The following is a 26,122-nucleotide window of genomic DNA, read 5'->3' as shown; positions in this document are numbered from 1 at the left end:
GTGGGGGACCTTGTCAGGGTCCCTCTGATGGTCCCGGTGAGGCGGTGGGCGGTGTTGTCTGGGGAGCAGGCAGCCTGGGGCTGCCTGGCCCGGGTGCCGGGTCCGAGAGCGTCAGGGAGAGTGGAATCCATGCGTGCAACCCTGCTCCACCAGGCCGGTGACGTGCGGGTCGCCGACGTGGCCGACCCGCAGGTCCAGCAGCCCGCCGACGCGGTGGTGCGGATCGTGCTCGGCTGCATCTGCGGCAGCGATCTGTGGCCCTACAAGTCGCAGCCGCCGGCCGAGCACCCGCGGCAGATGGGCCACGAGTTCCTGGGCGTGGTCGAGGAGATCGGCCCGCAGGTGTCCACCGTCAAGGTCGGGGACCTGGTCGTGGCACCGTTCACCTACTCGGACGGCACCTGCGAGTACTGCCGCGCCGGGCTGCACACCTCGTGCGAGCGCGGCGGCCCGTGGGGCGTGAACGGCGTCGACGGCGGCCAGGGCCAGGCCGCCCGCGTCCCCTACGCCGACGGCACCCTGGTCCGCCTGCCCGTCGGCGAGAACTCCGAGCTGCTGCCGGACCTGCTCACCCTTTCGGACGTGCTGTGCACCGGCTACCACGCCGCCCGCACCGCCGACGTCCAACAGGGGGAGAGCGTGACGGTGGTCGGCGACGGCGCGGTGGGCCTGTCCGCGGTCATCGCCGCCAAGCTGCTGGGTGCGGAGCGGATCATCCTGATGGGCCGCCACGCGGCGCGCACCGATCTGGGCCGCGCGTTCGGCGCCACCGACGTGGTCGCCGCCCCCGGCCAGGAGGGCGTCGCCGCGGTGCGCGAGCTGACCGGCGGGCGCGGGACACCGCGGGTGCTGGAGTGCGTGGGCCTCAAGGACGCCCTCGTGCAGGCCGCCGGGGTCGTCCGCGACGGCGGCACGATCAGCCGAGTCGGGGCCCCGCAGTACCCGGAGGTCCCGCTCGGGTTCCCGAGTTCCTGCGCAACATCACCCTGACCGGCGGCGTCGCCCCCGCCCGCGCCTACATCACCGAGCTGATGCCGCACATCCTGGAGGGCAGCATCCGACCCGGCCGGATGTTCGACCGCACCGTAGCCCTGGACGACGTCGCCGAGGGCTACCGGCTGATGAACGACCGCGAAGCCCTCAAGGTCATCGTCCGCCCGTGACCCGAGCCCGCCCAACAGCACCCCCGTGACGTGCGAACCGAACGAAGGACGGCAATTCCCGTGAAGCACATCCGCCTGCGTGACCTGGACGTCTCCCGCATCGGCCTGGGAGCCATGGGCATGTCCCACGGCTACACCGGCGCCGGCACCGACGACGAGCAGTCCGAGCGCACCATCCACCGCGCCCTGGAGCTGGGCGTCACCCTGATCGACACCGCCGAGGTCTACGGCCCCTACACCAACGAGGAACTGGTGGGCCGCGCGCTCAAGGGCCGCCGGGACCAGGTGGTGCTGGCCACCAAGTTCGGCCTGATCTCCCACACCGGCCGCGACGGCGGCACCGACAGCAGCCCGGCCAGCATCCGCACCGCAGTCGAGGCCGACGGCACCTGGCCCCGCCCGCAGGGTCGGGTGCCCCGCGCCGTGTAGACACGGCATGTTCGATTCTCAGGAGCAGTCAACTGCTGCTGAAACTCGTGAACAAGTGCTGTTAGTTCTCGTGAACAAAGCCACCGAGAACACCACCCACAGCACCAGGCTCGGATACGGGCTGGCAGCCACGATCGCATCCCATGTCTCCGGCAGGCCCCCGTGTCCTCGATGTAGTTCGCCCCCCGCAGCAGCTCGATCACGCACCAGGGGCCCGTGATCAGGCCGAGGTCGCCGTGGCCGCGGCAACGCCGACCGCCGGGCACTCGTGGCCAGGCGGTTCAGGGCAGCGCGACAGGCAGGCTCGGCACGGCGGTTCAGGGCTTGAAGAGCACCTTCACCGCGCCGTCCTGCTTCTTCTGGAACATCTCGTACGCCGCCGGGGCGTCGTCGAGCGGAACGTGGTGCGTGGCGAAGGTGTCGACGCCGAGCGGGTCGTCATCGGTGAGCAGGGGGAGGATGTCGCCGGCCCAGCGGTGCACGTTGGCCTGGCCCATGCGCAGTTGGATCTGCTTGTCGAACATGGTGAGCAGGGGCAGCGGGTCGCTCTGGCCGCCATAGACGCCGGACAGGGAGATGGTGCCGCCGCGCCGCACGATGTCGATGGCGAGGTACAGGGCGTGGAGGCGGTCGACGCCGATGTGTTCCATCATCTTCGCGGCCAAGGCGCTCGGCAGCAGGTCGGTGGCCTGGGCGACGAGCTGCGCTACGGGCGAGCCGTGGGCCTCCATCCCGACCGCGTCGACGACCGCGTCCGGGCCGCGCCCTCCGGTCAACTCACGAATCGTGTCGGCGAGGTCCTTGCCGTGCTCGTTGAGATCCAGGACCTGGACTCCCCGGCGCCGGGCGCGCTCCAAGCGTTCGGGGACAAGGTCGACGCCGATGACCTGCGATGCGCCGCGGTGCAGGGCGACTCGGCAGCTCATGTCGCCGATCGGCCCCAGCCCCAGGACGACGAGGCTGCCACCGTCGGGGACGGCGGCGTACTCCACAGCCTGCCAGGCAGTGGGCAGTACGTCGGAGAGGAAGACGAAGCGGTCGTCCACGGGGCCGTGCGGCACCTTGATCGGCAGGTTGTTCCCGAACGGAACCCGCAGCAACTCGGCCTGCCCGCCCGGGACCTGCCCGTAGAGCTTGGTGTAGCCGAACAGCGAGGCGCCGCTGCCGTACTCCCGCACCTGGGTGGTCTCGCACTGCGAGTGCAGGCCTTGCCCGCAGGTGTGGCAGGTCCCGCAGGAGACGTTGAACGGGATCACCACCCGGTCGCCCGCGCTCACGGCGGTGACCTCGGGTCCGACCTCCTCGACGATGCCCATGGGCTCGTGACCGAGGATGTCGCCGACGTCGAGGAAGGGGCCCAGAACCTCGTAGAGATGGAGATCGGATCCGCACAGTCCGCTGGCGGTCACCTTGATGATCACATCGGTGGGATCCTTGATGGCCGGATCGGGAACGCTGTCGACACGGACATCTCGCCTGCCGTGCCAGGTCAAGGCCTTCATCATCACTCCTCGCCGGGGTCGTATCGACGCTCTATCGAGCGTGTGTCCACGTCCTGGTGCACGAAACGGGCATAAGGAGCCGCACGTTTCTTCACCGCGGCGGCAGCTCGCGCAGCCGTCACCCCGGGGCCGCCGGAAGACTTTGTGCGAGAACGCGAATAGGCGCCCCGATCGTCCTTGCACCTGAGCATGAGCCCGAGCCGGGCAGACACCGGGGCCCCGACGCGCACCCCGACGCACAAATCTCAGTCGCTCGCGCCAAGAGTCCGTGCAAGTGCATCGAGGGTCACGTCGACGATGGCGCGCAGCTGCTCCGTGCTCGTTCCGGCTCTGCTCATGACGGCGAGGGACTGGTTCACGGCCGCGAGGTGGGTCGCGAAGGACTCGGCCGCCTCGTCGTGCAGCCGGGCGGCCTTCAGCGCGGCGCGTAGCCGGGTGTGCTGGAGGCCGATCGCCTCCCGTGCACGCGCCGCGATGTTCGCGCTCAGCACGGGGGTCGCCATGACGGTTTGGGCCACCAGGCATCCGTCGGGCAGGCCGGGGTCCGCGATGCGTTCCAGGGTGATGTCGAAGAACGCCCGCGCGGCTGCCAGGGGCCGGTCGGCGGCGCAGGACAACGCGGCGTCGTACTTGTCTCCATAGCGCGTGGTGTAGCGCTCCAGGCAGCGCGTGAAGAGCGCGTCCTTGTCCCCGAGGGAGGAGTAGATGGAGCTGCGGTTGAGCCCGGTCGCCCGGCACAGGTCGTCCACCGACGTGTCCGCGTAGCCGGCCCGCCAGAACTGGATCATCGCGGCGTCGAGCGCCGTGGCGATGTCGAACTGCTTCTTGCCTGCCACGCCGGCACCGCCCTCCTGCTCCACCTTCCGAGTGGAGACCATCCTCCCATCTTGAACTAATCAGTTCAAGATGAGTTAGGGTGAAGACGTGATCACGGCCGGATACCCCGCAAACCTCACAGCGGAGCGACGCGCCCGCGTGCTCGCGGTCGGCGCCCTCGCGTTCGTCGGAGTCGGCCACGCTGAGCACCGCGGCCGACATCGGCAGCCTGAGTCCCGACGTCGCGGGCCCGGCCCTCGGCCGACGCGCCGAACCAACCAGCACACCTGACACCTTCAGCGGACCGTCACCACACCTCACACCGGTGGAGGAGAGCCATGAATGACCCCGCAAGCGCCCCCCACGACTCCGTCAACCCGGTCCGCGGCCTGCCGCTGGCCGACCTGGCCGGTTTCACCCACCGTTGGGTCGACGCAGGCGGCGTCCGGCTTCACACGGTCGAGGGCGGTCAGCCGGACGGCCCGGCCATCGTGCTGCTCGCCGGGTTCCCTCAGACCTGGTGGGCATGGCGCAAGGTGATGCCGAACCTGGCCGACCGATTCCAAGTCATCGCGATCGACCTGCCGGGCCAGGGCCACTCCGAACGCCCGGACATCAGCTACGACACGCACACGGCCGCTGCGCACGTCCATGCCGCGGTCAAGGCGCTCGGAGTCGCGACATACTGGCTGGCCGCCCACGACATCGGCGCGTGGGTCGCCTTTTCCCTCGCCTTGAAGTACCAGAGTCGCCTGCGTGGCCTGGCACTGCTCGACGCCGGCATCCCGGGCATCACACTCCCCGACGCCATCCCGACCGATCCCGAACAGGCTTGGAAGACCTGGCACTTCGCCTTCCACCTCGTGCCCGACCTGCCCGAGACACTGCTCGCCGGCCGCGAACGGGAGTACGTCGGCTGGTTCCTGAAGGCCAAGTCCCTCTCCTCCGACACCTTCGACGACGCCGAAATCGAGCAGTACGCCGCGTCCGTGGCCGCCACCGGCGGTCTCCGTGCATCTCTGGCCTACTACCGGAACGCCGCCGAGTCGGCGCAGAAGAACCACGAAGCGCTGCAACAACACCGCCTGACGGTCCCGGTTCTCGGGATCTCCAGCAGCCACGGCTCCATCCCCGACATGGCAGATTCCCTCAGGCCGTGGGCCGGCCACGCCACCGGGATCGTCGTGCCCGACGCAGGACACTTCATCCCCGATGAACAGCCCGATGCCGTCGCTGCCGCGCTGACCGACTTCATCACCGAAGACGATTGAGACCGGACGGAAGCAAGTGTCAGGACCGGCACCCGCCCCCTGACCGACGCAGCTGTCCAGCATCGCAGTACTGCGACTTCCCCTGGTCGGCTCTGCGGTTCACCGGGTCGACCGCGCACCTCGACCAGCCCACCTCGCCCGCGCACCGATGAACCGCCGGTGCGCGGGCGACCCGGACGACCCGAAGCAGGAGGGAGTCGGGTCCATGAAGTTCCACCCTGCGGCTGGACACTCTCCGTCTACGCCGCGAGGGTGTGACCTTGCTGGTGCCGCTGGCGGATCTCGAGTGGCGTGAGGTAGCCCCACTCAGGATGCCTGCGCAGGCGCCTGCGGTTGCAGAAGGTCTCGATGAACGCGAAGACCTCCGCGCGGGCGCTGGCCCGGTCCGGCCAGACTCGAATGCCGATCTCCTCCTTCAGTACGGCGAAGAAGCTCTCGGCGGCGGCGTTATTCGTAACAGGAGCCGACTCTTCCCATCGACTGCCTCATGTCCAACTTGCTTATCTCGCTACGGAATTCACTCGACGTGTATTCGCTGCCGTGATCCGACTGGAATATGCAGCCGCGCTCCAGGGCGCCTCGGCCGGCAGCCATCCGCAGCGCGGCCACCGGTAGTTCGGCGCGGTGGTGGTCGGCCATCGCGTAGCCGACCACCTCGCGGGCGGCCAGGTCGATCGTGGTGGCCCGGTAGAGCCAGCCCTCCTCGGTCGGCAGGAAGGTCATGTCACCAACCAGTCGAACCCCGGGACGGGGTGCGGTGAAGTCGCGTCCGATCAGGTCGGGGGCGAAGACCGGCTTGCGGGCCTGGCGGGTCAGGCCGCGGCGCCGGCGCCGGGTGACACCCGCGATGCCGCGCTCGCGCATGATCCGCTCCACCTTCTTCCGGTCCGCGCGGTCGGCGGACGCGGACGCGCGGGGCGACCGGCAGCGTCCCCGGCGGCCTCCCGGCCGGCGGCGACGCCCGGCGGAGCGGCGGGCCGCTCGCGGACCCGGTCGTGGGCGCGGGCATGGGCCCACTCGTGACGGCCCCTCGGGCGGTGTTCTCGCATGGCGAGCGGACACTACCCCTGAGTAACTCCATGCAATCACCGCACTTTCTGCGCAGCATGGAGATGGCGTGATGCCTCTGGGCGCCGCCGCAGACCAGCCGGTTCGGCGGCCGGTCGCCGAGGAGCGGCGACCTTGCCGTGCACGGCTGGGACCAGGACCAGGTGTGGACAGGCGCGCGGGTGGCAACGCTGATCGGCCGCAAGTTCCACGTCCCCTAAAGTGTTTCAGGTGCCACCCGTCTGATGCGCCGCCTCGGATTCACTCCGCAGGTTCCCGTGCGGCGGGCCGCGGAACGCGACGAGCACGTCGTGGCCGCGTGGAAGGAGGTGACCTGGGCGGAGGTAAAAGCGCCCGGGCGGCCTGCGACGGATGGCTCTGCTTCGAGGACGAAGCCGGGTTCACCCGCAGACCGCCCACAGGACGCACCTGGGGATGACGCGGCCGCACCCCGGTCGTGAAGGTCTGCGGCCGGGGCTCGGGGCAGATCTCGGTCGCCGGGCTGATCGGGATGCGACCGGGCTCGCGGACCCGGCTGTGCCACCGCATCCTGCGACACAGCGGCCGCAAGGGCGAACATCGCAGCCTCTCCGAGCACGACTGCATCGGTCTGATCGACGGGATGCACCACCTGGTCAGGGCGCCGATCGTGCTGGTGCGGGACCGGCTGAACACCCACGTCTCCCATGCCATGCGCGACCTGATCGGCGCACGGGACTGGCTGACGGTGTTCGTGCTGCCCGCATACGCACCCGACCTGAACGCTGTCGAGTACCTGTGGGCCCACGTCAAACGAAGCCTGGCGAACCTCACAAGCGTCGCCCTCGACCGACTCGAAGCCCTTGTCCGAAACCGCCTCAAGCGACTGCAGTACCGCTCCGAGATCCTTGACGGCTTCCTCGCCGGGACCGGACTCTCGCTCGACCTCCCGCCCCCATCACCCTGAAGCGCCGAAGTCAGTAGCGCTCAAGCAGGAGGGCGATCCCCATGGCCGTCGGGGCCCGTCAGTTACGGGCCCACCCCGCGCGCGCACGGACGTGCTGTGAACCGCCCGTCGCCCCGCTTGTACAGCCAGCCCCGTGCGGCGATCTTGGTCATCTTCACCGCCGAGGTTCCAGCTTGCCGTGTACGGATCGCAGGCGGGGGCCGGTCGTGGGCCAGCCGAACCCGGCATCCCGCCAGAACCGGACCTGCCCGATGCTCTACACCATGGTCATCGGCCGCCGACCGCCACGAGTACCCGACTCGCCATTCCCACCAGACCCGTGACCTGCGACTTCACGATGCACGTCGCTCATTCGGTGCGGCGGGATTTGTAGAATCAACACAGTTCACGCCGCATTACCGGGAAGGCCCGGTGCCTGACGACCAGCCGAGCGTTCAGATCGTGATTTTGAGGCTGCACCCCGGGGTGAGCCGTGAGGGGTTCCTCGACGTCACCCGCCGGATGGCGAGTTGGCTCCGCCTGCGACCCGGCTCCATGGGCTACGAGCTCTACGAGGGGTCGCTTGCGGGGATGACACTGGATTCCTCCTGGTGCGGGATGTCTGCGGAGACGAGAACGAAAGACGAGAACGAAGATGGCCAAGATCATCTTTTTGCCGAACGGCACCGCCGCCCGCACTTCATGCGACGAGCATCCTGCCCGTTGCCGCGGCACCCGCCGGTCGGCCCCACGCTCCCGCCCGTACGCTGCCGAACTGGTCACCCTCGCCACGAGCTGCCGCTGTCGGGTTCCCGCGTTCACTGCCTCGACCAACCGAGTAACGCAGCAGGGAGCCACGGTGTCGGCTTGGTCGGCCGGTCCCCTGCCGACGACTGGTGGCCGGACCAGGTCGGGCTCGGGTGCTGCAACAACCCGAACGAGGGAAGCGCAACCAGATGACCGCATTGACGGGGCGACGCCTGCCGGCGATCTTGCGGCCCCGCTGCACCCGCCGCAGCCGGCTGAGCACCCGGCGGCCACAGTCCATGCCCGCGTCCCGACGTCCCGCCCAACTGCTGCCCGTTTCTGACCCAGGTCGCTGTGCGCCCTGCGGGTAGACCATGTCCACCGCATCTCACCAGCCCGCCGCCGGGTCAGCCGCACACGGCCGCCCCGCGGAGGGGGAACAGACAAAGGCGGCCGCCGACACGCTGAGGCTCGCGTACGGACTGCTCCCGGCAGATGTCATGCGATTCCCGGAGCGTGACACTCTTCGCTGAGGTCAGGGCTCAAGAATGCGGTCGAGGCCGAGCGAGACCTCGTGCAGGACGAGTCGGCTGCGCACCTCCCGGACGCCCAGTTCGGCCTTGAGTCGGTCGATGACGGTCTCGAACTCGCGCGCGTCGGTGCAGGCCAGCCGGAGCTGGAAGTCGTAGTCGCCGGTGAGGCGCATCGCGCTGACCACCTGGGGCACGTCGGCGAGTTGCCGCTCGAAGGCGCGGCGGTCCGTGTCGTCGCGCAGTCGGATGTCGCTGATCATCTGCATGCCGCGGCCGAACGCCGCCAGGTCCAGCTCGGCCCGGTAGCCCTGGATGACCCCGCTCGCCTGGAGCCGGCGGACCCGGTCGGCCACCGTGTTCGCGGACAGCCGGACCTGGCGGCCCAGCTCCTGGTAGGTGGCCCGGCCGTCCTGCAGAAGGAGGGTCAGGAGGTGTCGATCGATGCGGTCCACGACACCATGGTACGAATACTCGGCCGATCACCGATATCAGCGACGATCCAGCGGTGAATCAGTGCCAGCAGCCGGTAGGTCCGAGCCAAAATCGGCCGGATCGACGTGAGAGTCGCAGGCATGGAACTGCTGCTGCTCCGCGTTGCCCTCGCCCCCTCCCTCGTCCTGCTGGCCTCCGTCGTCGCGCGCCGCTTGGGGCCACGCCGGGGCGGCCAACTGCTGGGCGCGCCGACGACCACCGGCCCGTTCCTGGCACTGACCTGGCTGGCCTCCGGACCGGAGCGGGCGGCGTCGGCCGCGCACGGCACGGTCACCGGGACACTGGTCGTCGCGTGCTTCTGCCTGGCCCACGCGCGACTCGCCCCGACCCGCCCGCCGGGGCGCACGCTCGCCCTCGCCCTGCTCTGCGCGGCCGGGGCAGGGCTGGTCGGGGCCGGGCTCGACGAGGTCCGGCTGTCCGCCGCGCTGACCTCGGCCGTGATCGTGGCCGGCCTGCTGACCTGGCCGGCCACCGGGGCCGACCACCGGCAGCCGACTGCCGCCCGGGGCTGGGAGATACCGGTGCGGATGGCCCTGTCCGGTGTGACCGTGGCGGGCGCGCTGGCCGCCGCCGCTGCCCTGGGGCCCTTCGTCGGCGGCGTCCTGTCGGCGCTCCCGGTGCTGCTCTCGATCATGGGCACCTCGGTGCACCGAACAGCCGGCGCCCCGGCCGCCGCCGAGCTGATGCGCGGTGCGCTGACCTCCGCCGCCGGCACGCTCGGCTTCCAACTGGTGCTCTGCTTCGCCCCGGTCCCGCTCGGCCCGGCCGCCGCCTTCGCACTCGCCCTGACCGCCCTGCTGACCGGCGACCGACTGCTGCGCCTGGGCCTCCCGCGGTCGGCGGCCGCCCGGCCCGCGTGACGCACGATCCGCCTGACGCCCGGCGCTGTGTGGCCGGGCAGCAACGGCGGTACGGCAGAGCTCCTTGTTCCTCTGCCGTACCGGAGCGCCGGGACTGGCCGTGCGGCGCGTCAGGGCACGGGCCGCCGTGGCCCGTTACAGCAGGTGCTGTGCCCGGAGGTCTGCCACGTACTTGGTGATCAGGTCCGGCGACAGGTGCGGGATGTCGTTCTCCTCGTCGAGGGCGGCGGCCCGCACGGCCGCGCGGAACCGGTCGGCCGGGAGGGCGGAGCCGGGCAGGGGCTGCTGCGGCTTCGCGAAGGCGTGCAGCAGGGGAAGCAGCGAGTGCTGCCGCTGGCGGTCGGGCAGCGCTCGCAGGGCGGTCTCGAAGCGGTCGAACCACTCCTCGTGGTCGTCGATGCGCGTCAGGGGGTGTCCGGCGGCCGCCAGCCAGTCGACGAAGGTGTCGAGCGAGATGCCGTCCTCGTGCGGGTTCACCACATTGAAGGTCCGGTACCCCTCCCGGGCGTCCTCGCCCAGCGAAGCGATGGCCCGCGCCGTGAAGTCCACGGGGAGCGCGTCGAAGTGGCCGGTGCCGTCACCGGTGCCCCGGGCGTAGAAGCTGCCGGGGGCGATGCCCGTCGCCAGCAGGCTCAGCAGGAGACGGGTGACCACGTCCGGGATGTTCAGCTGACCCCGGTAGCGCGGGTGGGCGAGGATCAGGTTCGAGCGGAACACGGCGACCGGCAGGCCGAAGGTGTCGTGCGCCTCGCGCAGCAGCACTTCGCCGGCCCACTTGCTGGCCGCGTAGCCGTCCGCGTAGTCGCCGGTGAGGTCGCGCGCGGCGCAGGCCGTGCGGATGTCGGCTGCCTCGTCGGCCGCGGCGCCGGAGACTGCGGTGATCGTCGACAGGTAGGTGAACTGCTTGGTCCGGGAGGTGACCGCGAGCCTGATCAGTTCGGCCGTGCCGAGCACGTTGGGGCCGAACAGCTGGTCGTACGGCAGGACGTGGTTGACGAGTGCCGCCGGGTGGACGATCAGGTCCACGGTGTCGGCCAGCCGCTGCCAGGTCTTCGGGTCGAGCCCGAGGTCGGCCTCCCCGATGTCGCCGGCGACCACCTCCAGGTGCTCGGCGGCCAGGGCGCGGTAGTGCTTCAGGAGCTCCGGGTCGCCGGTGTCGAAGGCCGCGTCGAGCCGGGCCCGGGCCAGCTCGTCGGTGCTGCCGCGGACCACGCACACCACGGTGCCGCCGCGTTGCGCGACGCGCTCCAGCCAGGCGAGGCACAGGAAGCGGCCCAGGAAGCCGTTGGCGCCGGTCAGCAGGACGGTCCGCGCCTCGGGCAGCCGGCCGGCGGGCCCACCACCGACGAGGTTGCCGCCACTCGCCGTGGCCTGCGGATCGAGGAACGCCCGCAGCGTCAGGTGATCCGCGAGCAGGTGCGTGGCGCCCGGTCCGTGGACGGTGTCGGCACTGGGGCGCCGGTGGCCCGAGGTCAGGGACCGCTCGATGTGATCGGCCACCTGCTGCAGCGTGTTGACCGGGTTGAGGACGACGTCCACGGGGACGTCGACGTGGAAGACCTCCTTCAGCAGCTGGGAGAAGGTCAGCGCGGAGAGGCTGTCACCGCCGAGATCGAGGAAGCGCGTGGCGGGGTTCACCTCGTCCTGTCGGAGTCCGAGCACCGCTCGGGCGGACCGGAGCACGGTCTCCCGTACCGGCCGGTCCGTCCCGGTCCGGCGCAGGGCCTGGAGTTCGTCGTTCTCGCGCTCGGTCAGTTCGGTGTACAGCGCTTCGAGTCGCTCCCCGTAGCGCTGGGTCAACGCGGGGCGCAGCAGCTTGCGCACGCCGGAGAGCAGCCCGTTCTGCTGGCTGAACGGCTCGGGCTCGATGAGGAACGCCCGTGGGAGCTCGTACGCATTGAGGCTCGCCTCGGTGGCGAGCTGGTGCAGGGACTCGCGCAGCATAGACCTGAGGCGGCCGGTGTCCTCGCCGGTGCGGTCGAGCGCCTCCTGGGTGGGGACGATGACCGCGAGCAGGTAGCCGCGAGCGCTGTTGCCGTAGACGAAGACCTGCCGGACGAGCGGACTGCCGGTGAAGAGGGCTTCCAGCGGGGAGGTCGCCACGAACTCGCCCTGGGACAGCTTGATGACGTTGGAGCGGCGGTCGACGTACACCAGCGTGTCAGGACCGGTGCGGGCCACGATGTCGCCCGTGCGGTAGTAACCGTCCTCGTCGAAGACCTGGGCGGTGGCGTCCGGACGCTGGAAGTAGCCGGGGACGAGCCGGTCGGACTTGACCAGCAGTTCGCCCCTGGGGTGCGGTGAGTCGGTGCGGAAGTAGCCGAGTTCGGGCACGTCCACCAGCTTGTGATCGGTGACCGGCGGGCGCAGCACCCGGCCGTCGAGCCAGACGATGCCCGCCTCCGTCGACCCGTAGCCGTCGGGCACCCTGACCTGCAGGCAGCTCTCGACGAACGCCCTCATCTCCGCGCTCAGCGGGGCGGAGGCGCTGACGGCCCACAGGATGCGGCCGCCCAGCACCCGCTCCCGCAACTCCTGCTTCACGCGGTCCTCCTGGCCCGCCTGGTCCACCTGGTCCACCTGGTCTGCCTGCTCTGCCTGGTCCGCCGGATCCCCTCCCGTCTCGTCCGGACGGATCGACTCGCTCCGGTAGCGCTGGAAGAGCATCTCGCAGATGCGCGGCACCATCAGGAACTCGGTGGGGCGGACCAGGGCGAGGTCCTCGAAGAGGGTGGACAGGTCGCTCGACGCCACGAAGTAGGCGGTGCCGCCCTTGGCGAGCGTGCCGAACAGCAGGCCCCGTCCGATCATGTGGCTCAGGGGCATGTAGTTGAGCACGATGGACGGCCGGGTCTCCTGGCCGGGCACGACGTCGACCCAGAATTGCGTTGCGAGGCGCTGGGTGTACATGGCGCCCTTGGGGGTCCCCGTGCTTCCCGAGGTGTAGATCAGCGCGCTCAGCGCGTCGGCTGTCGCCCCCTCAGGGATCCGGGGTGCGGGTGGCAGCGTGCGGCCGTGCTCGATGACCGCGGCCAGCGTGTCGAGGGTGACGCCGCGGCCCTGCGCCGCGAGTCGGCCGCGCGCGGAGTCCAACTGCTCCTGGTGGGCGGTGTTCTCGCGACGGTGGCCGAGCAGGATGATCCTGCCGAGCGACGGGGCATCCGCCGCGACCCGGAGCGCCACCTCCAGGTGTGTGATGTCCACCGCGAGCAGGCGCGGCTCGGTCTGCGCGACGATGGGGGCCAACTGCCCCGCCGAGGCGCCGGCCTGGAGCGGAACGCTCACCGCACCGGAGCGCACGCACGCCAGGTCGGTCATGGTGTACTCGGCGCTGGTGGGACCGAGGATCGCGACGAAGTCGCCCGGGCCAACGGCGTGCTCGGGGTGGTGACGCCACTCGGCGGCCACCGCGCCGACACGGTCCCACAGTTCGCGGTAGGTGATGGTGTCGAACCGCTCCCGGAGGCGCAGCGTGGTGCCGCCCGTGGCGGGGTCGGTGACCGGTTCGGTGGCACGTTCGCCCAGGGCCGGCCGGTCGGCGTAGGCCTCCATGACCGTGGCCACGATGTCGGCCAGCGCCAGGCCGGGCCGCTGGATCGCCTCGGTGACGGCGTCCAGCGGCGCGGCGGCCCGGAACTGCGGATCCGTCGCGTGCAGGTGGGCGCCGCGTTGGGCGGTGTGTGTGCTGAAGTCTGCGGCGGGAAGCTGCGAGCCGGACATGAGTGCTCTTCTCTTCGGGCGCGAAGGCCCTTTCAGGTAGGGGATGTTCACTTTTCGGGCAGGGGCATGCAGGGGAAGAGGTGTGGGGGCGCAGGCCGCCGGGCCCGAGGCAGCGCAGGCGCGAGGGCGGACGATGCGGGGCGTGACCAGCACGCGGGACAGCGGTGCGGAGGTCTTCGAGAGATCGCGGCCGTGCCGCCGCTGACCGCGACGCGGGGAGCGCTGACGGCCGGCAGGCGGTGCGCGGGCAGATCGTGCGTGAGAGCGCGTGAGAGTACGTCAGAGGAGCGGGCACCAGCACGGTACCGAACACCGCGGGGCGGAAGGGATCACGATCCTGGGAAGCAGGCAGATCACAGCGGAGGGGCCGGCCGGACCACGGGTCCGGCAGCGGGCGCGCCGATTCCTGCTACTGGCAGGCGTGGGGTACCGGACCGTTGAGAGGCCCGGTCGGCCGCAGGCGACATCGCTGCGGACGTCAGCAGTGGAGGGGGGCTTTCAGAGCGCCCCGGCTCGATGCCAGGCCGCTGCGGTGCTCGGGTGCTGCGGTGTGCTCGGGTGCGGCGGTGCTCGGCCGCTACCGTACCCGGTCTCCGCCCTGCTCGGCCGTGGCCGTGCTCGGCGGCCGGTAGGCTGGGAAGCGGCGCCGGCCGGACTGGCCTGCGGATGCGCCGCGACGAGGGTGCTCGCGCAGGCGCGTCCGATCGGCGCGGGAGGCCGGGCGTTCGGCGGTGGTCAGGACCCGGAGGTGGACGCTGACGGGGCGTCGGCCCCAACCGCGGGCTCACTCCCCCTCCGCCGCTCCTGGCGCCTGGGCGCCGTGGTCGTGGGTGAGCCGGACGATGGCAGCCGCCGCGGCTCGGGCGCCGCTCTCGTCCTGGTCCTCGATCGCGTCGACGAGCCGCCGGTGCAGGTCCGCGTGCTGCTCGGCGTCGGCGGCATCCCAGGGCAGGCCGCCCGGGGCGGCGGCGAGCGCCGTGCCGAGGTAGTCGTACACCTCGATCAGGAGGTCGTTCCCGCTGGCCCGGACGACGGCCCGGTGGAACAGCGCGTCGACACTCATCGCCGCCGACACGTCCTCGCCGGAGCAGGCCGCGTCGGCGTCGGCCAACAGCTCTCTCAGGTGGTGCAGTTGGTCCTCGCTGCGCCGCAGTGCGGCGGCCCCCGAGGCGTACTCCTCCAGGACGGTGCGCAGTTCGAGAACGTTGTCCCGCTGCGCGGCACTCGCCCGCCGCACCATGACCGACTGGAGTTCGCTCGACGCGCGGACGTAGGTGCCGTCCCCCATCCGGGCTTCCAACAGCCCCAGGTGCGCGAGCGCTCCGAGTGCCTCGCGCAGCGTGCTGCGTCCGACCCCGAGCTCCTCCATGAGGGCCTGCTCCGAGGGGATGCGCGTTCCCACCGGCCATCCCCCGGCCTCGATGTGCGTGCGGAGGCTGTCCACGAGCTGCGAGGCCAGGCTTGCCGTCCTGCGCGGTGTACCGATGCTCCTCATGGAGATCAGCATATACAAACATCAGACGTTTGAACATCCGTCAGATGAGCGGGTTCAAGAGGCACCGGCTGCGGCGATGCAGCGGGGCTTGTTCCTCACACCGATGAGAGGACCTACGGTCATCGCGTCGGACACCAATCGAGTTGGAGGAGATTCCCATGCCAGGACTGGTCATCGTGGGCGCCGGAGCGGGCCTGGGCGCCGCGGTCGCCGCGCGGTTCGCTCACAGCCGAGCCGTCCACGAGGTCGCCGCCGAGCTACGCACGCCGAGGCGCAGGCGATCGCGCCGATCGTGTGCGTGCAGAACCTGTACACCCTCGCCCACCGCCACGACGACGAGCTGATCGACGAGCTCGCCGAGCAGGGCATCGCGTACGTGCCGTTCTTCCCCCTCGGTGGCTTCAGCCCGCTGCAGTCCTCGGCGCTCACGGCCATGGCCGACCGGCTCGACGCGACGCCGATGTCGGTCGCCCTGGCCTGGCTGTTGCAGCGGTCGCCGAACATCCTGCTGATCCCCGGCACCTCGTCGGTGGCGCACCTGCGCGAGAACATCGCGGGCGCGGGAGTCCCGCTCTCCGACGAGGATCTCGCCGCGTTGGACAGGATCGGCCGCTGACCCCAGGGCGCTTCCCGGCGACTGGTCGGACAGCGGATGGCCGGACAGCGCCCGGCCGGACTCCGGCCCGCTGAGCTCACCCGCCCGGCGGCTCCTCCGCCGTGAGCGCGCACCCGGCGCCGGTCATGACACGCAGCAGCAGGCCGCGGAACTGGTCGCGCTCGGATTCGGTGAGCAGGGCCAGCGCGCGGGCGTCGACGGGCTCGGTCAGCTGCTGTGCCCGGTCGAGCAGTTGCGCTCCGTCCTCCGTGATGTGGACCCGCTGGATGCGCCCCTGGGTGGGATGCGGGCTGCGGCGCACCAGGCCGCGCCGCTCCAGCTCGGTGACCGCGCCGGACATGGCCTGCGCCGTGACCCCGGCCCGGCGGCCCAGCTCGGCGCCCGACAGCCATCCCTCGTCGGCGAAGGTGAGCTGGGCCAGAGCCGCGAGCTGGGCCTGGGTCAGCGACAGCGGTTTCAGGGCGCGCTCTACCTGCTGGCTGAGCGTGTTGGACAGCAGCCGGACCAGAAAGGCGATGCGGGACTGGGGTGCGACGGGGTGCGCTTCTTGGCGGGACACGGTGCCTCTCTGGGTCATCGGCGCGGCCTTTCGGTGACCCCCGGGAACTCGAGCACGATCTGGCCGCCGGCTCGCCCGGCCTCGATTCGGGCGTGGGCGTCGACGACCTGGTCCCAGGGAGTCGGTCGGATGAAGTTCTCCGGCGGCCGGAAGCCGGCGGACACCTCGGCCCAGAGGTTATCGCGATGCTTGCGGTTGCCGGTGCGCACGCCGACGATCGAGTGGCTGTGCAGGTACAGCTGCCGGAACCGCAGCGGCACCGGGTCATCGGTGATCGCGCCGGAGACGACGACCACCGTGGCCCGCGCCAGCGCGGGCAGATAGGCGTCCCACAGCGCCGGGACTCCGAGGTTGTCGATGACACAGTCGATTCCGTCGTCCCCGGCGGCGGATCGCAGCCGCCCGGCCAGGTCGTCCGTGCCGGAGTCGATCGCCGCGGTCAGCGGCAGACCGGCCAGCCGGCCCGGGTCCCGTACGACCGCGATCACCCGACTGCCGCGGAAGGCGGCCAGCGCCGCGACGGTCGACCCGAGCGCGCCGCCGGCCCCGAGCACCAGCACCGTCGTGTCCGGCCCGGCGCCGCCCGCGGCCAGCTGCGCCGCGGCGACGCCGCCGTTGACGGCCAGCGAGGCCGCCTGGGCCAGGGTGATCCCCTCCGGGATCACCTGGACGTTCACCGCCGGTACGACGGTGAACTCGGCGTAGCTCCCGGGGCGGTGGATGCCGAGCAGGCGGATCTCGGGGCACGCCTCCTCGCGGCCCTGCGCGCAGTACCGGCATTGCCCGCAGGTCAGCGCCGACGTGACCGCGACCCGGGCGCCGAGCAGGGCGGTGTCCACCCCCTCGCCGACCGCGTCGACGAGGCCGGCGTGCTCGGTGCCGAACACGTGCGGGAAGGTGCGGATCTGCTCGGCGAAGGGCGGCCGGCCGGCCCGCGCGGCGACGTCCTTCGTGCGGGAGACCGTCGCCGCGCCGACCCGCACGCGCACCTCGCCGGGGCCGGGCTCGGGGTCGGGCAGTTGCGTGGTGCGCAGCACCTCGGGCGCGCCGAACCGGTCGATCACGATCGCCTTCATCGCTGCTCTCCCATCGGGGGGTTGGCCATCGGGGGGTTGGCCATCGCGCGGGCGACGCCGGGGGTGATGCCGCCGCTGGTGCCCCACACGTCCGCGTTCTCCTGGGTGCGCGGCCAGGCCTGTGCCTGCCAGTCGGGGCCGACCTCGATCAGGTCCGAGGTGTACTCGATGACGTTGCCGACCGGATCCTGGAAGTAGCAGAAGACGTTTCCGCCCGGGCCGTGGCGGCCAGGGCCCCAGATGGTGTCGACCCCTGCCTTGCGCATCCGGCCCAGCGAGCGCATCACCTCGTCCGTGTCGCGGACCTCGAAGGCGACGTGGTTCAGCGTGGCCCACTCCCCCGGCGCCAGGACCACGCAGTGGTGCTGGGAGTTGCAGCGCAGGAAGACCATCAGGTCGTTCTCGTAGGTGTCGGAGACCGCGAAGCCCAGCACGTCGACGTAGAAGGCCTTGGCGGCGGCCAGGTCCGGCGAGTTCAGCACGACGTGGCTGAGCCGGTCCGGGCCGAAGTCCCGGCTCGCGGGCTCGCGGTGCTCCGGCAGGCCCGCGCCGACCTCCAGCACCCGGCCCTCCGGATCGGTGAATTCGACCGTGTAGCCGCCGTCGGCCCGCACCCCGGGCTCGGTGAGCACGAACGCGCCGGCCGCGCGGACCTTCGCCGCGATCGCGTCGACGTCGGCGGGGCTCGCCGCGCCGAGCGCGATCCGCTCCAGCGCGCGCCCGGCGCCCGGAACCAGCCGCAGCACGTGGTGTTCGGCGCCGCGGGCCCGCAGCGCGATCCCTCCGGCCGGGGCGGTCGGGTCGGGGACCTGTTCGAGGCCCCAGGTCCGCTCGTAGAAGGGCAACAACGCGGCGGGGTCCGTGGCCGCGATGTCGAGGCTGCGCAGATGGGTGATGCCTGTCACGACGGTTCTCCTCGTTGCGTTCCCGGTCGTTGCGCTCCCATTGGATGTAAAGTACTTTATAAAGCAGTTGATATTCTGGCAAGAACCGAGGAGGCCCCGATGTCCGCTGCAGCCCAGATGACGATCGAGAAGGACGTGCCGGTCCCCACCCGCGACGGCACCGTGCTGCGCGCCGACGTGTTCCGTCCGGCGCAGCCGGGCCCGCATCCGGTCCTGATGGTGCACGGCCCGTACGGCAAGGACATCCACTTCGCCGACTTCAACGCGCACGCCTACGACCTGATCGACGAGCACGGACCCCAGATGACCTGGGAGACGCCGAACCCCGAGTGGTGGGTGCCCCGCGGCTACGCCGTGGTCCGGGTCGACCAGCGCGGCACCGGGCACTCCGAGGGGAGGATGGCGCTGTTCTCGCCCACCGAATGGGAGGACTACTACGACGCGATCGAATGGGCCGGGGTGCAGGAGTGGAGCACCGGCAAGGTGGGGCTGCTGGGCATCTCCTACTACGCCATCGGGCAGTGGCACGTCGCGGCGCTGCAGCCGCCGCACCTGGCCGCGATCGTGCCGTGGGAGGGCGCGATCGACATCTACCGCGACTGGTCGCACCACGGCGGCATCCTGAGCAACCAGTTCACCGACGAGTGGTGGACCCGTCAGATCACCGGCAACCAGAGCGCCCTGCCCGCCGGTGCGCCCAACCCACAGCGTGCCGTGGAGGGCAACGCCGAGCTGCCGACCGAACTCCGCGAGCACGCGTTACGGAAGACGTACTACCTGGCCCGCGAGGTCGACCTCTCGAAGATCACCGTGCCGGTGCTGTCGTCGGGCAACTGGACCAGCTACCAACTGCACCTGCGGGGCAACGTCGAGGGCTACCTCGGCGCGGGCTCCGAGCACAAGTGGCTGGAGATCCACGAGGGCAACCACTTCACGCCCTTCTACACCGAGGAGAGCCGGCTCTACCAGAAGCGCTTCCTGGACCGTTTCGTCGCCGGCGACGAAACGGCCTGGCAGGACGAGCCGCCGGTGCGCCTGACCATCCGTGACCCGCGCGGCTCCTTCGTGCGCGCCGAATCCGAGTGGCCGATCGCGCGCACCGCCTGGACCCGCCTGTACCTGGACGCGGAGCGCGGCGCGCTGGGCGCCGAGGCACCCGGCACCGAGGCACGCGTGGACTATCCGGCGCCCGCAGGCGGTGTCACGCTGTTCACCGCCCCGTTCATCGAGGACGTCGAACTCACCGGCCCCTCCGCACTGCACGTGTGGGTCAGCGCGGACACCGAGGACATGGACCTGTTCGTGACGCTGATCGACATCGACTCCGAGGGCAAGGAGGTGACCTTCGAGGACGCGTCGGGCGTCGGGAACCGCGGCCCGGTGGTGAAGGGCTGGCTGCGGGTCTCGCACCGCGAGCTCGACGAGGCCCGGTCCAAGCCCTACCGTCCGGTGCACCCCCACGACACCCGCAGCCCACTGACGGCCGGGGTCCCGGTCGAGGCGGCGGTCGAAATCCTGCCCACCAGCAGGGTCTTCGCGGCGGGCCACCGACTGGGGCTGGTGATCCAGGCCGCCGACCGCACCGATCCCACCCGGTTCCGGCACAACAACCCCGTCGACCGCGCTCCCTTCACGGGAACCAACACGGTGCACACCGGCGGCCGGTACCCCTCGTACCTGCTGGTGCCGGTGATCCCGCCGAAGGAATCCTGAGCCTGCGGAACGACCCCTGAACCTGCCGAGGCGCTCGACCGCACGGTCGGCGCGGCCGAGCGCCTCGCGCAGAGCAACCTCCAGGCCGAGTACCGGCCGGTCCCTCCATCGGAACATCGGAAAGGCCCGCTCATGACCACCGACAGCCAGTTGCCCACCACCACGAAGGCGGTTCGGGTCTTCGAACACGGCGGACCCGAGCAGTTGGTCCATGCCGACTACCCGCTCCCGCCACTGGGCCCCCGCGATGTCATGGTCGCCGTCGACACCGCCTCGGTCTCGGGCTGGGACCTGAAGTACCGCTCGGGGCAGCTGTCCGGGGAGCGGCTGCCCGGCCGGCGCGCGCTGCCGATGCCCCAGCAACTCGGCCGCGAGGCCGCGGGCACCGTCGTGGCGGTGGGAGACGAGGTGGCCGGGTTCCGGCCGGGGGATCCCGTCGTCGGTGTGGTGCACCCGGAGAATCCGTACGCGTCGCAGACCTACCGGGGCCTGGGCAACCTGTCGACCGGAGTCGACGTGCCCGGCCACGCCGGTCTCGGCTCGTACGCACAGTACCTGGTGCGTGATCAGCGGCTCTGGCTGCCGCTGCCGGCACACGTCGACCTGGAGCAGGCGGCGGTGCTGCTCTGGCCGTACGCGACCTCGCACCGCCTCGTTCTGGACCGGCTGCGCGTGCGGCTCGGTGAGACCGTGCTGGTGTGCGGCGCCTCCGGAGGGATGGGGGAAGCCACCGTCCGCCTGGCCCGGATGGCCGGCGCCCGGGTCGCCGTGACGACCCGGCATGCCGACAAGGCCGGTCTCTTGAAGGAGATGGGCGCGGACCACGTGGTGGTCACCGCCGATCGGGCGGCGGCTGCGGCCGAGCTGCGGGACTGGACCGCCGGGACCGGGTTCGACCACGCCGTCGACTTCACCGGTGACGCGGACCTCTTCCGACTGGCGGTCGACGCCTTGCGGTTGGGCGGCACGGTCTGTCCGGCGGCCGGCAACCAGCGCACGGGCGGGTACCTGCCGCTCACGATGAGCGATCTCACCCGCCTGGAGATGACGGTCGTCGGTGTGCGCGGTGCCCGCCATCGCGATGCCCTCGAAGTCCTGGATCTGCTGGCCCGGGGGCTGATCGGCATCCGGATCGCCGCACGCTTTCCCCTGTCCCAGGCCAACCGGGCACACGCGCTGCTGGAGAACAGCACCGACCTCGTGGGCCGGGTCGTCCTCAAGCCGGGGTCGTGACGCTCTGCGGGAAGTGCAGGAGCCCGGGCTGCGCCGGCCACCGCGGCGGCGCCGTCCTGACGTCCTGACGTCCTGGCACGGGCTCAGCCGGGCTTGCTCAGGGCTCGGGTGACGGCCTCGCCGACGGTACGGGTCAGGGCGCCCTCGCACTCCAGGCCGAGGGCCAGGGCCAGCTCCTTGCCGTGCAGGTCGACGAGCGCCTCGGCCAGGTCCGCGAACGAGGCCGCCGCCGCCCGCCCGCGGCCCACGCCGGTCGCCACTGCCAGGGCGCCGATCGGCGCCGCCGGCCACCACCACAGCGACAGCACCGCGTACCCCGCGCCCCAGGCGATCAACCGGGTGGCCGAGGCCAACCCGGTTCGTGCGGTGTCCAGTTCGGCCCGCGTGCCGTCGGGGGCGAGCAGCCACAGGTGGGGCCAGGCCACCGTCAGGTCCAGCCGGTAGGAGCGCCAGACGCGCTGGTCGGGGGCGGCGATCCGGTCACCCGTCCAGAAGGCGTGGCGCGGTGCGGCGGAGCCGATCCGGTTGCGGGCCGCGTAGCGCCGCTCCGCGTCGTGCGCGAGCGCGCCGGCATCGGCCCCCTCCGCGATCCTGGCCCGCCCGGCCGCCACCAGCGCCGTCCGGTAGTCGGCGTCGGCCGCCTGCCAACGGCGCAGGCGCCGCGCCGCGAGCCGACCGGTCAGCGGGCCCCGGACCTCGACCAGCCAGGCCTTCTCGACCCAGCCGCCGAGCTGCTGGGCGGCCGTGCCCACCGCCGCAGCGCCGGCCAGCACCCCGAGCGCGGCCACCGCGACCGTGCCGGGGCTGTGGGCAGCAGGCGCGGCGGCCAGGGCGTCCAGCCTCGCGCGCAGCCGGCCGACGTCGTGCCAGTGGCGCTGACCCAGGGTCACGGCGGCGCCGAGTGCCATCAGGTAGAGGACTCCGGGCACGGCCAGCAGCGTCAGCCACCGCTCGGCCAGCTTGTCACCGAGGGCGGAGAGGAAGGCGGTCATGACCGCAGCGCGATCTCGCTCAGCGGCTGGTCGAAGATCCGGCAGCGCGCGGGCTCCTCGCCGTCCGCCGTGGGCGCCTCGACCCGCGGGCAGCGACCACGCGGGCAGGTGAGCACGGAGAGCAGCGGGTGCCCGCTGCCCGTGCCGGGCAGCGGCTGGTAGCCGGGGGACGGGGCCGCCCGGTACGAGCCGAGGCCGGCGCTGTGCCCGGCGAGGAGCAGCAGCTCCTCCAGTTCGTCGAAGGCCTCCTCCAACTCCTCCGGAGGCCGTCCGCCGCGCAACTCGGCGAGCAGGAATCCGGCCAGCCGCTCGGCCGGTTCGCCGGCCCCCAGCCCGTCCCGGCCGTCCCGGCCCTGCGTCAGCCGACGACAGAGTCCACCCAACCGCGCGTGGCGCTCCGCGTACCCCCCACCGTGCCCGACCTGGTTCAACCCTGCCCCCGTAGCGACGTCGACTGTGCGGGTCAGCATAACGACCTCCCGGGGCAGCCTCGTTGGTTATGGTGAGATGTCATCTCACCGGCCGTTCCCGCCTGTTGGGAACCATCGTGTGACGCGGGGGCGGGCCATGGCTTACCCGGAAGGGGCACCGGACCTGGCGGCCGCGGCCTTCGCCGCAGCCCAGCACTTCAACCGGACCCGCGAGCGGCCCGCGCTGGACCGGACGGTCGAGCTGTGCCGGGCCGCCCTGGCAGGCGCACCGGCGTCCGACGAGGTCCGCGTGAGGAGGATCGCCGCGAACCTCCGAGCAGCCCTGTACACCCGATGGACCGGCTTCGGCCGACGTCCCGACCGCGACGAACTGATCCGACTGGACGACGACTTCCCGGCGGCCAGGGAACAGTGCCGGCTCATCCTCGCCGAGGCGCTGGCCGATCGCTACCGGCACGAGCACCGGCAAGCCGACTTCGCCGCGGCGCTGGCCGCGCTCGGCGGGCCGCAGCAGGATCCCCTGGCGCAGGACAACCGCGCCGTCGCCCTCAACCTCCTCGGCACCCTGATGCTGTCGCGCTGCGAGCAGAGCGGTGATCCGCGGGAGATCGCGGCCGTCGAACGCGCCCTTCGCCACTGGCTCGGCCGGCTGCCGCCCGCGGACCCGACCCGACCGCTGATCGTGATGCCGTTGGCGATGGTCCGCCGCCGAGCGTTCGAGGTCGGCGGTGACGCCGAAGCCCTGCGGGAGGCCGTCGGCCTGCTGCGCAGCATCGTGGCGCAGCTCCCGACCGGCTCGCCGTGGCGCGCCGTGCTCCTGCGGAACCTCGCCGCCGTGCTCAGGGACCGCGTCGAGCTGCGGCCCGACGAGGCCGCGGTCCAGGAGCTGCTCCGGATCAGCAGGACGGCCCTGGCCGAGGCCGCGGCCGACCGGCCGGAGGGACCCGACCACGTCGCCGCGCTGACCGGGCTGGGCGTGGCGCTGCGGATCGCCGCCGAGCACACCGACGGCACCGAGCTGCTGCGGGAGTCCGTCGAGCTGCTGCGCGAGGCTCTCCGGCGCAGCGCACCCACCAGCCGCTTCCACCGCACCACGCTGAACAGCCTGGGCAACGCGCTGCACCGGCTGGGCCAACGCACCGGCGACGCGGCGCTGCTCGACGAGGCCGTCGAGGCCCTGCGGCAGGCCGTGGCGCAGACGCCACCGAACGATCCGGACGCCCCCGGGCCGGCCAATCTCGCCGTCGCCCTGCGCGAGCGCTACCAGCAGACCGGCGACGCGGCCGCGCTGCGCGAGGCCGTCCGGCTGGCCTGGCAGGCCCTGGACTCCCCGGCCCTCGTTCGGACCCCGGTGAGCGACCTGGACAACCTCGGCGTCATCCTGCAGAGCTGGTACGACCGGACCGGGGACCGTGCGGCGGCTCGGGAGGCCGCCGACGTGGCGCGCGAGGTCCTCGCCCGGACGCCCGCCGACGGAACCGGTCTCGGCGAGCGGTTGAACCACCTCGGCAACGCGCTGCACGCCCGGTTCGAGGCGGACGGTGACCCGGCCGACCTCGACGAGGCCACCGACGTCGCGGCGCGGGCCCTCAGGCACACCGTGTACGGCGACGCCCGGCACACCCGCTTCCTGCACGGCCTCGGCACGAAACTGCTCGCCAAGGCCGAGACCACCGGGGACCGGGCGCTCGCGGAGGAGGCCGTCGCCACGCTCGGCCGCGCGGTGCTGGCGCCCTCCCAGTCGCCCGAGGTCCTCGCCGACCAACTGCGCTCCCAGGGACACGCCCTGCGCGTACTGCACCGCATCGGCGACGACCCCGGGGTACTGCGGGCCGCCGCGGACGCCTTCTGGCAGAGCGCCTCGATCACCGCCCAGCCGGCCTCGCGACGGATCGCGGCGGCCATCGGCTGCGGGTCGGCCGCGGCCGACGGCGGCCATTGGGAGGCTGCCCTGTGCGGATACCGCCTGGCCATCGAGCTGCTGCCCTTCAGCGTCACCCGGCGCCTGGTCCGCGACGACCAGGAACACCGGCTCGCGGCCGTGCACGGGCTGGCCGCGGACGCGGCCGCCTGCGCGGTCAACGCCGGTCGCCCGCAGGAGGCGGTGCTGCTGCTGGAGCAGGGCCGGGGCGTGCTGCTCGGCCAGGCCCTGGCCGCGCGCGGCGACCGGGAGCGGCTGCGCGCGGCGCACCCGGAACTCGCCGAGCGGTTCGCCGAGCTGCGTGACCGCATCGACGCGCTGGACGCGGAGGGGACGCGGCAGGCGGGCGCGGGCGACGGCACGGACGGCGTGAACGGCACGGACGGCACGGACGGTGCAGCCGGCGCGGACGGTGCCGAGGACACGGACGGTGCCGAGGACACGGACGCCCGGGCGGTGGCCACCGCGGACGAACGGCACGCCCTGGCCGTCACTTGGGAGCGGCTGCTGACCCGGACCCGCGAGCTGCCGGGCTTCACCGGCTTCCTCGCCGTCCCGCCCCTGGCCGACCTGCTCGCCTGCGCCGACCGCGGACCCGTCGTGCTGGCCTACTGCAGCCGGTATCGCAGCGACGCACTCGTCCTCGGGCCACAAGGGGTGCGCACGGTGCCGCTGCCTCGTGCGACACCGGCGGCGGTGGAGCAGCAGGTGGCCCGGCTCGACGACGCGCTCGTGTCCGCCGTCGACCCGGCGACCGAGCAACGGGCCCAGCAGACCATCCGGGAGGTACTGGCGTGGACCTGGGACTGCGTCACCGCGCCGGTCCTCGACGCGCCGGGCCTGCTCGACGCGCCGCCCGACGGCCCGTTGCCCCGGCTGTGGTGGTCGGCGGGCGGCGCACTCGCGGCGCTGCCACTGCACGCGGCGGGCCGCCACGGCGAGGTGAGCGAGGCGGCGAACGGCCGGCGGCCGACCGTCCTCGACCGGGTGATCTCCTCCTACACCCCGACCGTGCGCGCGCTGGCCTACGCGCGCGCCCGCGCGGCACGCCCGCACCCCACCGACCGGTTGCTCGCGGTGGCCCTGCCCGACACCCCCGGTGCGGCCGCACTGGGAGGGGTGCGCCGCGAAGTGCGGGAGCTGCGGGAGCTGGTGCCGACCGACGTGCTCACCGGCCCCGAGGCCACCCTGGCCGGCCTGCTGCGGGCGCTGCCCGGCTACTCCTGCGTGCACTTCGCCTGCCACGGCGTGGGCGATCCGGACGATCCCTCCAACGCCCGCCTGCTCGTCCACGACCATCGGGAGAACCCGCTGACGGTGCGCCGGCTCTCCCGACTCGACCTGCCCCGGGCGCGGCTCGCGGTGCTCTCGGCCTGCGAGAGCGCGCGGGGCTCCGAGCGGCTGGCCGACGAGTCCATCCACATCACCTCGGCCTTCCAGATCGCCGGTTACCCGCACGCGATCGGCACCCTGTGGCGGGTGCACGACCTCGTGGCACTGCGGATCACCAGGGACATCTACCGGTTCCTTCGGGCCGACCGGCCCGAAGGATCACCGGGCCTGGATGCCGACCGGTCCGCCGCCGCCCTGCACCACGCCGTCCTGCGGTGCCGCGACGCCTTCATCCGCAGCCCCAGCCTGTGGGCCGCCCACGTGCACTCCGGTGCCTGACAAGA

General features: G+C 72.1%; 16 protein-coding genes and 5 pseudogenes. 9 read left to right on the top strand and 12 right to left on the bottom strand.

Annotation, left to right across the window (positions count from 1 at the left end):
• Window positions 1-129: 129 nt before the first annotated feature.
• Window positions 130-1,163 (top strand): annotated as a pseudogene (locus tag OG500_RS37805) (alcohol dehydrogenase catalytic domain-containing protein).
• A 60-nt stretch (window positions 1,164-1,223) separates the two neighbouring features.
• A pseudogene (locus tag OG500_RS37800) lies at window positions 1,224-1,541 on the top strand (aldo/keto reductase); the annotation flags it as partial.
• Between the two features lie 368 nt (window positions 1,542-1,909).
• Here the strand turns inward: OG500_RS37800 and OG500_RS37795 are convergent.
• Window positions 1,910-3,094: a zinc-dependent alcohol dehydrogenase gene (locus OG500_RS37795; protein ID WP_329587292.1), complete on the bottom strand. Its 1,185-nt coding sequence runs from the start codon at window positions 3,092-3,094 to the stop codon at window positions 1,910-1,912.
• Between the two features lie 245 nt (window positions 3,095-3,339).
• Window positions 3,340-3,930, bottom strand: a complete 591-nt coding sequence (locus tag OG500_RS37790) for a TetR/AcrR family transcriptional regulator (RefSeq protein ID WP_329587941.1) — start codon at window positions 3,928-3,930, stop codon at window positions 3,340-3,342.
• A 318-nt stretch (window positions 3,931-4,248) separates the two neighbouring features.
• Here OG500_RS37790 and OG500_RS37785 point away from each other — a divergent pair, with 318 nt between their 5' ends.
• On the top strand, window positions 4,249-5,181 hold the full coding sequence (locus OG500_RS37785; RefSeq protein ID WP_329587289.1) for an alpha/beta fold hydrolase: 933 nt from the start codon (window positions 4,249-4,251) through the stop codon (window positions 5,179-5,181).
• Between the two features lie 239 nt (window positions 5,182-5,420).
• On the opposite strand, the pseudogene OG500_RS38305 reads toward OG500_RS37785, so the two are convergent.
• Window positions 5,421-5,606: pseudogene (locus tag OG500_RS38305) on the bottom strand (hypothetical protein); the annotation flags it as partial.
• A 22-nt stretch (window positions 5,607-5,628) separates the two neighbouring features.
• Window positions 5,629-6,045 carry a DDE-type integrase/transposase/recombinase gene (locus tag OG500_RS37780; RefSeq protein ID WP_329587286.1) on the bottom strand — a complete coding sequence of 139 codons (417 nt, stop codon included), beginning with the start codon at window positions 6,043-6,045 and terminating at the stop codon, window positions 5,629-5,631.
• A gap of 326 nt (window positions 6,046-6,371) precedes the next feature.
• On the opposite strand from OG500_RS37780, the pseudogene OG500_RS38300 reads away from it, so the two are divergent.
• Window positions 6,372-7,174: pseudogene (locus OG500_RS38300) on the top strand (IS630 family transposase); the annotation flags it as partial.
• A gap of 1,261 nt (window positions 7,175-8,435) precedes the next feature.
• On the opposite strand, the gene OG500_RS37765 reads toward OG500_RS38300, so the two are convergent.
• Window positions 8,436-8,885, bottom strand: coding sequence for an Lrp/AsnC family transcriptional regulator (locus OG500_RS37765; protein ID WP_329587280.1), 450 nt, complete (start codon window positions 8,883-8,885; stop codon window positions 8,436-8,438).
• 120 nt (window positions 8,886-9,005) lie between these two features.
• Here OG500_RS37765 and OG500_RS37760 point away from each other — a divergent pair, with 120 nt between their 5' ends.
• Window positions 9,006-9,785, top strand: a complete 780-nt coding sequence (locus OG500_RS37760; RefSeq protein WP_329587277.1) for a hypothetical protein — start codon at window positions 9,006-9,008, stop codon at window positions 9,783-9,785.
• Window positions 9,786-9,920: 135 nt separating this feature from the next.
• Here the strand turns inward: OG500_RS37760 and car are convergent, their stop codons facing one another.
• Both car and OG500_RS37750 read right to left on the bottom strand, forming a co-directional pair.
• Window positions 9,921-13,505: a carboxylic acid reductase gene (car, locus tag OG500_RS37755; protein WP_329587275.1), complete on the bottom strand. Its 3,585-nt coding sequence runs from the start codon at window positions 13,503-13,505 to the stop codon at window positions 9,921-9,923.
• Between the two features lie 784 nt (window positions 13,506-14,289).
• Window positions 14,290-15,000: a FadR/GntR family transcriptional regulator gene (locus OG500_RS37750; protein ID WP_329587272.1), complete on the bottom strand. Its 711-nt coding sequence runs from the start codon at window positions 14,998-15,000 to the stop codon at window positions 14,290-14,292.
• Between the two features lie 265 nt (window positions 15,001-15,265).
• Here OG500_RS37750 and OG500_RS37745 point away from each other — a divergent pair.
• Window positions 15,266-15,616, top strand: a pseudogene (locus tag OG500_RS37745) (aldo/keto reductase); the annotation flags it as partial.
• A gap of 76 nt (window positions 15,617-15,692) precedes the next feature.
• On the opposite strand, the gene OG500_RS37740 reads toward OG500_RS37745, so the two are convergent.
• Genes OG500_RS37740 through OG500_RS37730 form a run of 3 tightly spaced genes read right to left on the bottom strand, consistent with a single transcriptional unit; the run spans window position 15,693 to window position 18,156 of the window.
• On the bottom strand, window positions 15,693-16,175 hold the full coding sequence (locus OG500_RS37740; protein WP_329587270.1) for a MarR family winged helix-turn-helix transcriptional regulator: 483 nt from the start codon (window positions 16,173-16,175) through the stop codon (window positions 15,693-15,695).
• A 14-nt stretch (window positions 16,176-16,189) separates the two neighbouring features.
• The gene (locus OG500_RS37735) at window positions 16,190-17,251 is read right to left on the bottom strand and encodes an alcohol dehydrogenase catalytic domain-containing protein (protein ID WP_327064266.1); all 1,062 of its coding nucleotides are present in this window, start codon (window positions 17,249-17,251) and stop codon (window positions 16,190-16,192) included.
• Window positions 17,248-18,156 (bottom strand): VOC family protein, encoded by a 909-nt coding sequence (locus tag OG500_RS37730; RefSeq protein ID WP_329587267.1) that lies wholly within the window; start codon window positions 18,154-18,156, stop codon window positions 17,248-17,250. Before OG500_RS37730 ends, OG500_RS37735 begins: the two co-directional genes overlap by 4 nt.
• A 99-nt stretch (window positions 18,157-18,255) precedes the next feature.
• Here OG500_RS37730 and OG500_RS37725 point away from each other — a divergent pair, with 99 nt between their 5' ends.
• Together OG500_RS37725 and OG500_RS37720 are read left to right on the top strand one after the other, a co-directional pair.
• On the top strand, window positions 18,256-19,869 hold the full coding sequence (locus tag OG500_RS37725; protein WP_329587263.1) for a CocE/NonD family hydrolase: 1,614 nt from the start codon (window positions 18,256-18,258) through the stop codon (window positions 19,867-19,869).
• 132 nt (window positions 19,870-20,001) lie between these two features.
• Window positions 20,002-21,102 (top strand): quinone oxidoreductase family protein, encoded by a 1,101-nt coding sequence (locus OG500_RS37720; RefSeq protein WP_327064269.1) that lies wholly within the window; start codon window positions 20,002-20,004, stop codon window positions 21,100-21,102.
• Between the two features lie 83 nt (window positions 21,103-21,185).
• Here the strand turns inward: OG500_RS37720 and OG500_RS37715 are convergent, their stop codons facing one another.
• The gene (locus tag OG500_RS37715) at window positions 21,186-22,094 is read right to left on the bottom strand and encodes a hypothetical protein (protein ID WP_329587260.1); all 909 of its coding nucleotides are present in this window, start codon (window positions 22,092-22,094) and stop codon (window positions 21,186-21,188) included.
• Window positions 22,091-22,564 (bottom strand): hypothetical protein, encoded by a 474-nt coding sequence (locus OG500_RS37710; protein WP_327071398.1) that lies wholly within the window; start codon window positions 22,562-22,564, stop codon window positions 22,091-22,093. Before OG500_RS37710 ends, OG500_RS37715 begins: the two co-directional genes overlap by 4 nt.
• 97 nt (window positions 22,565-22,661) lie before the next feature.
• On the opposite strand from OG500_RS37710, the gene OG500_RS37705 reads away from it, so the two are divergent.
• A complete protein-coding gene (locus OG500_RS37705) occupies window positions 22,662-26,117 on the top strand; it encodes a CHAT domain-containing protein (protein WP_329587255.1) in 3,456 nt (1,151 codons plus the stop codon).
• The last annotated feature ends 5 nt before the right edge of the window (window positions 26,118-26,122 follow it).

The organism is Kitasatospora sp. NBC_01250, from assembly GCF_036226465.1.
In the GTDB taxonomy this organism is placed as follows: Bacteria; Actinomycetota; Actinomycetes; order Streptomycetales; family Streptomycetaceae; genus Kitasatospora.
This window is presented reverse-complemented; position numbering and strand designations above follow the sequence as displayed.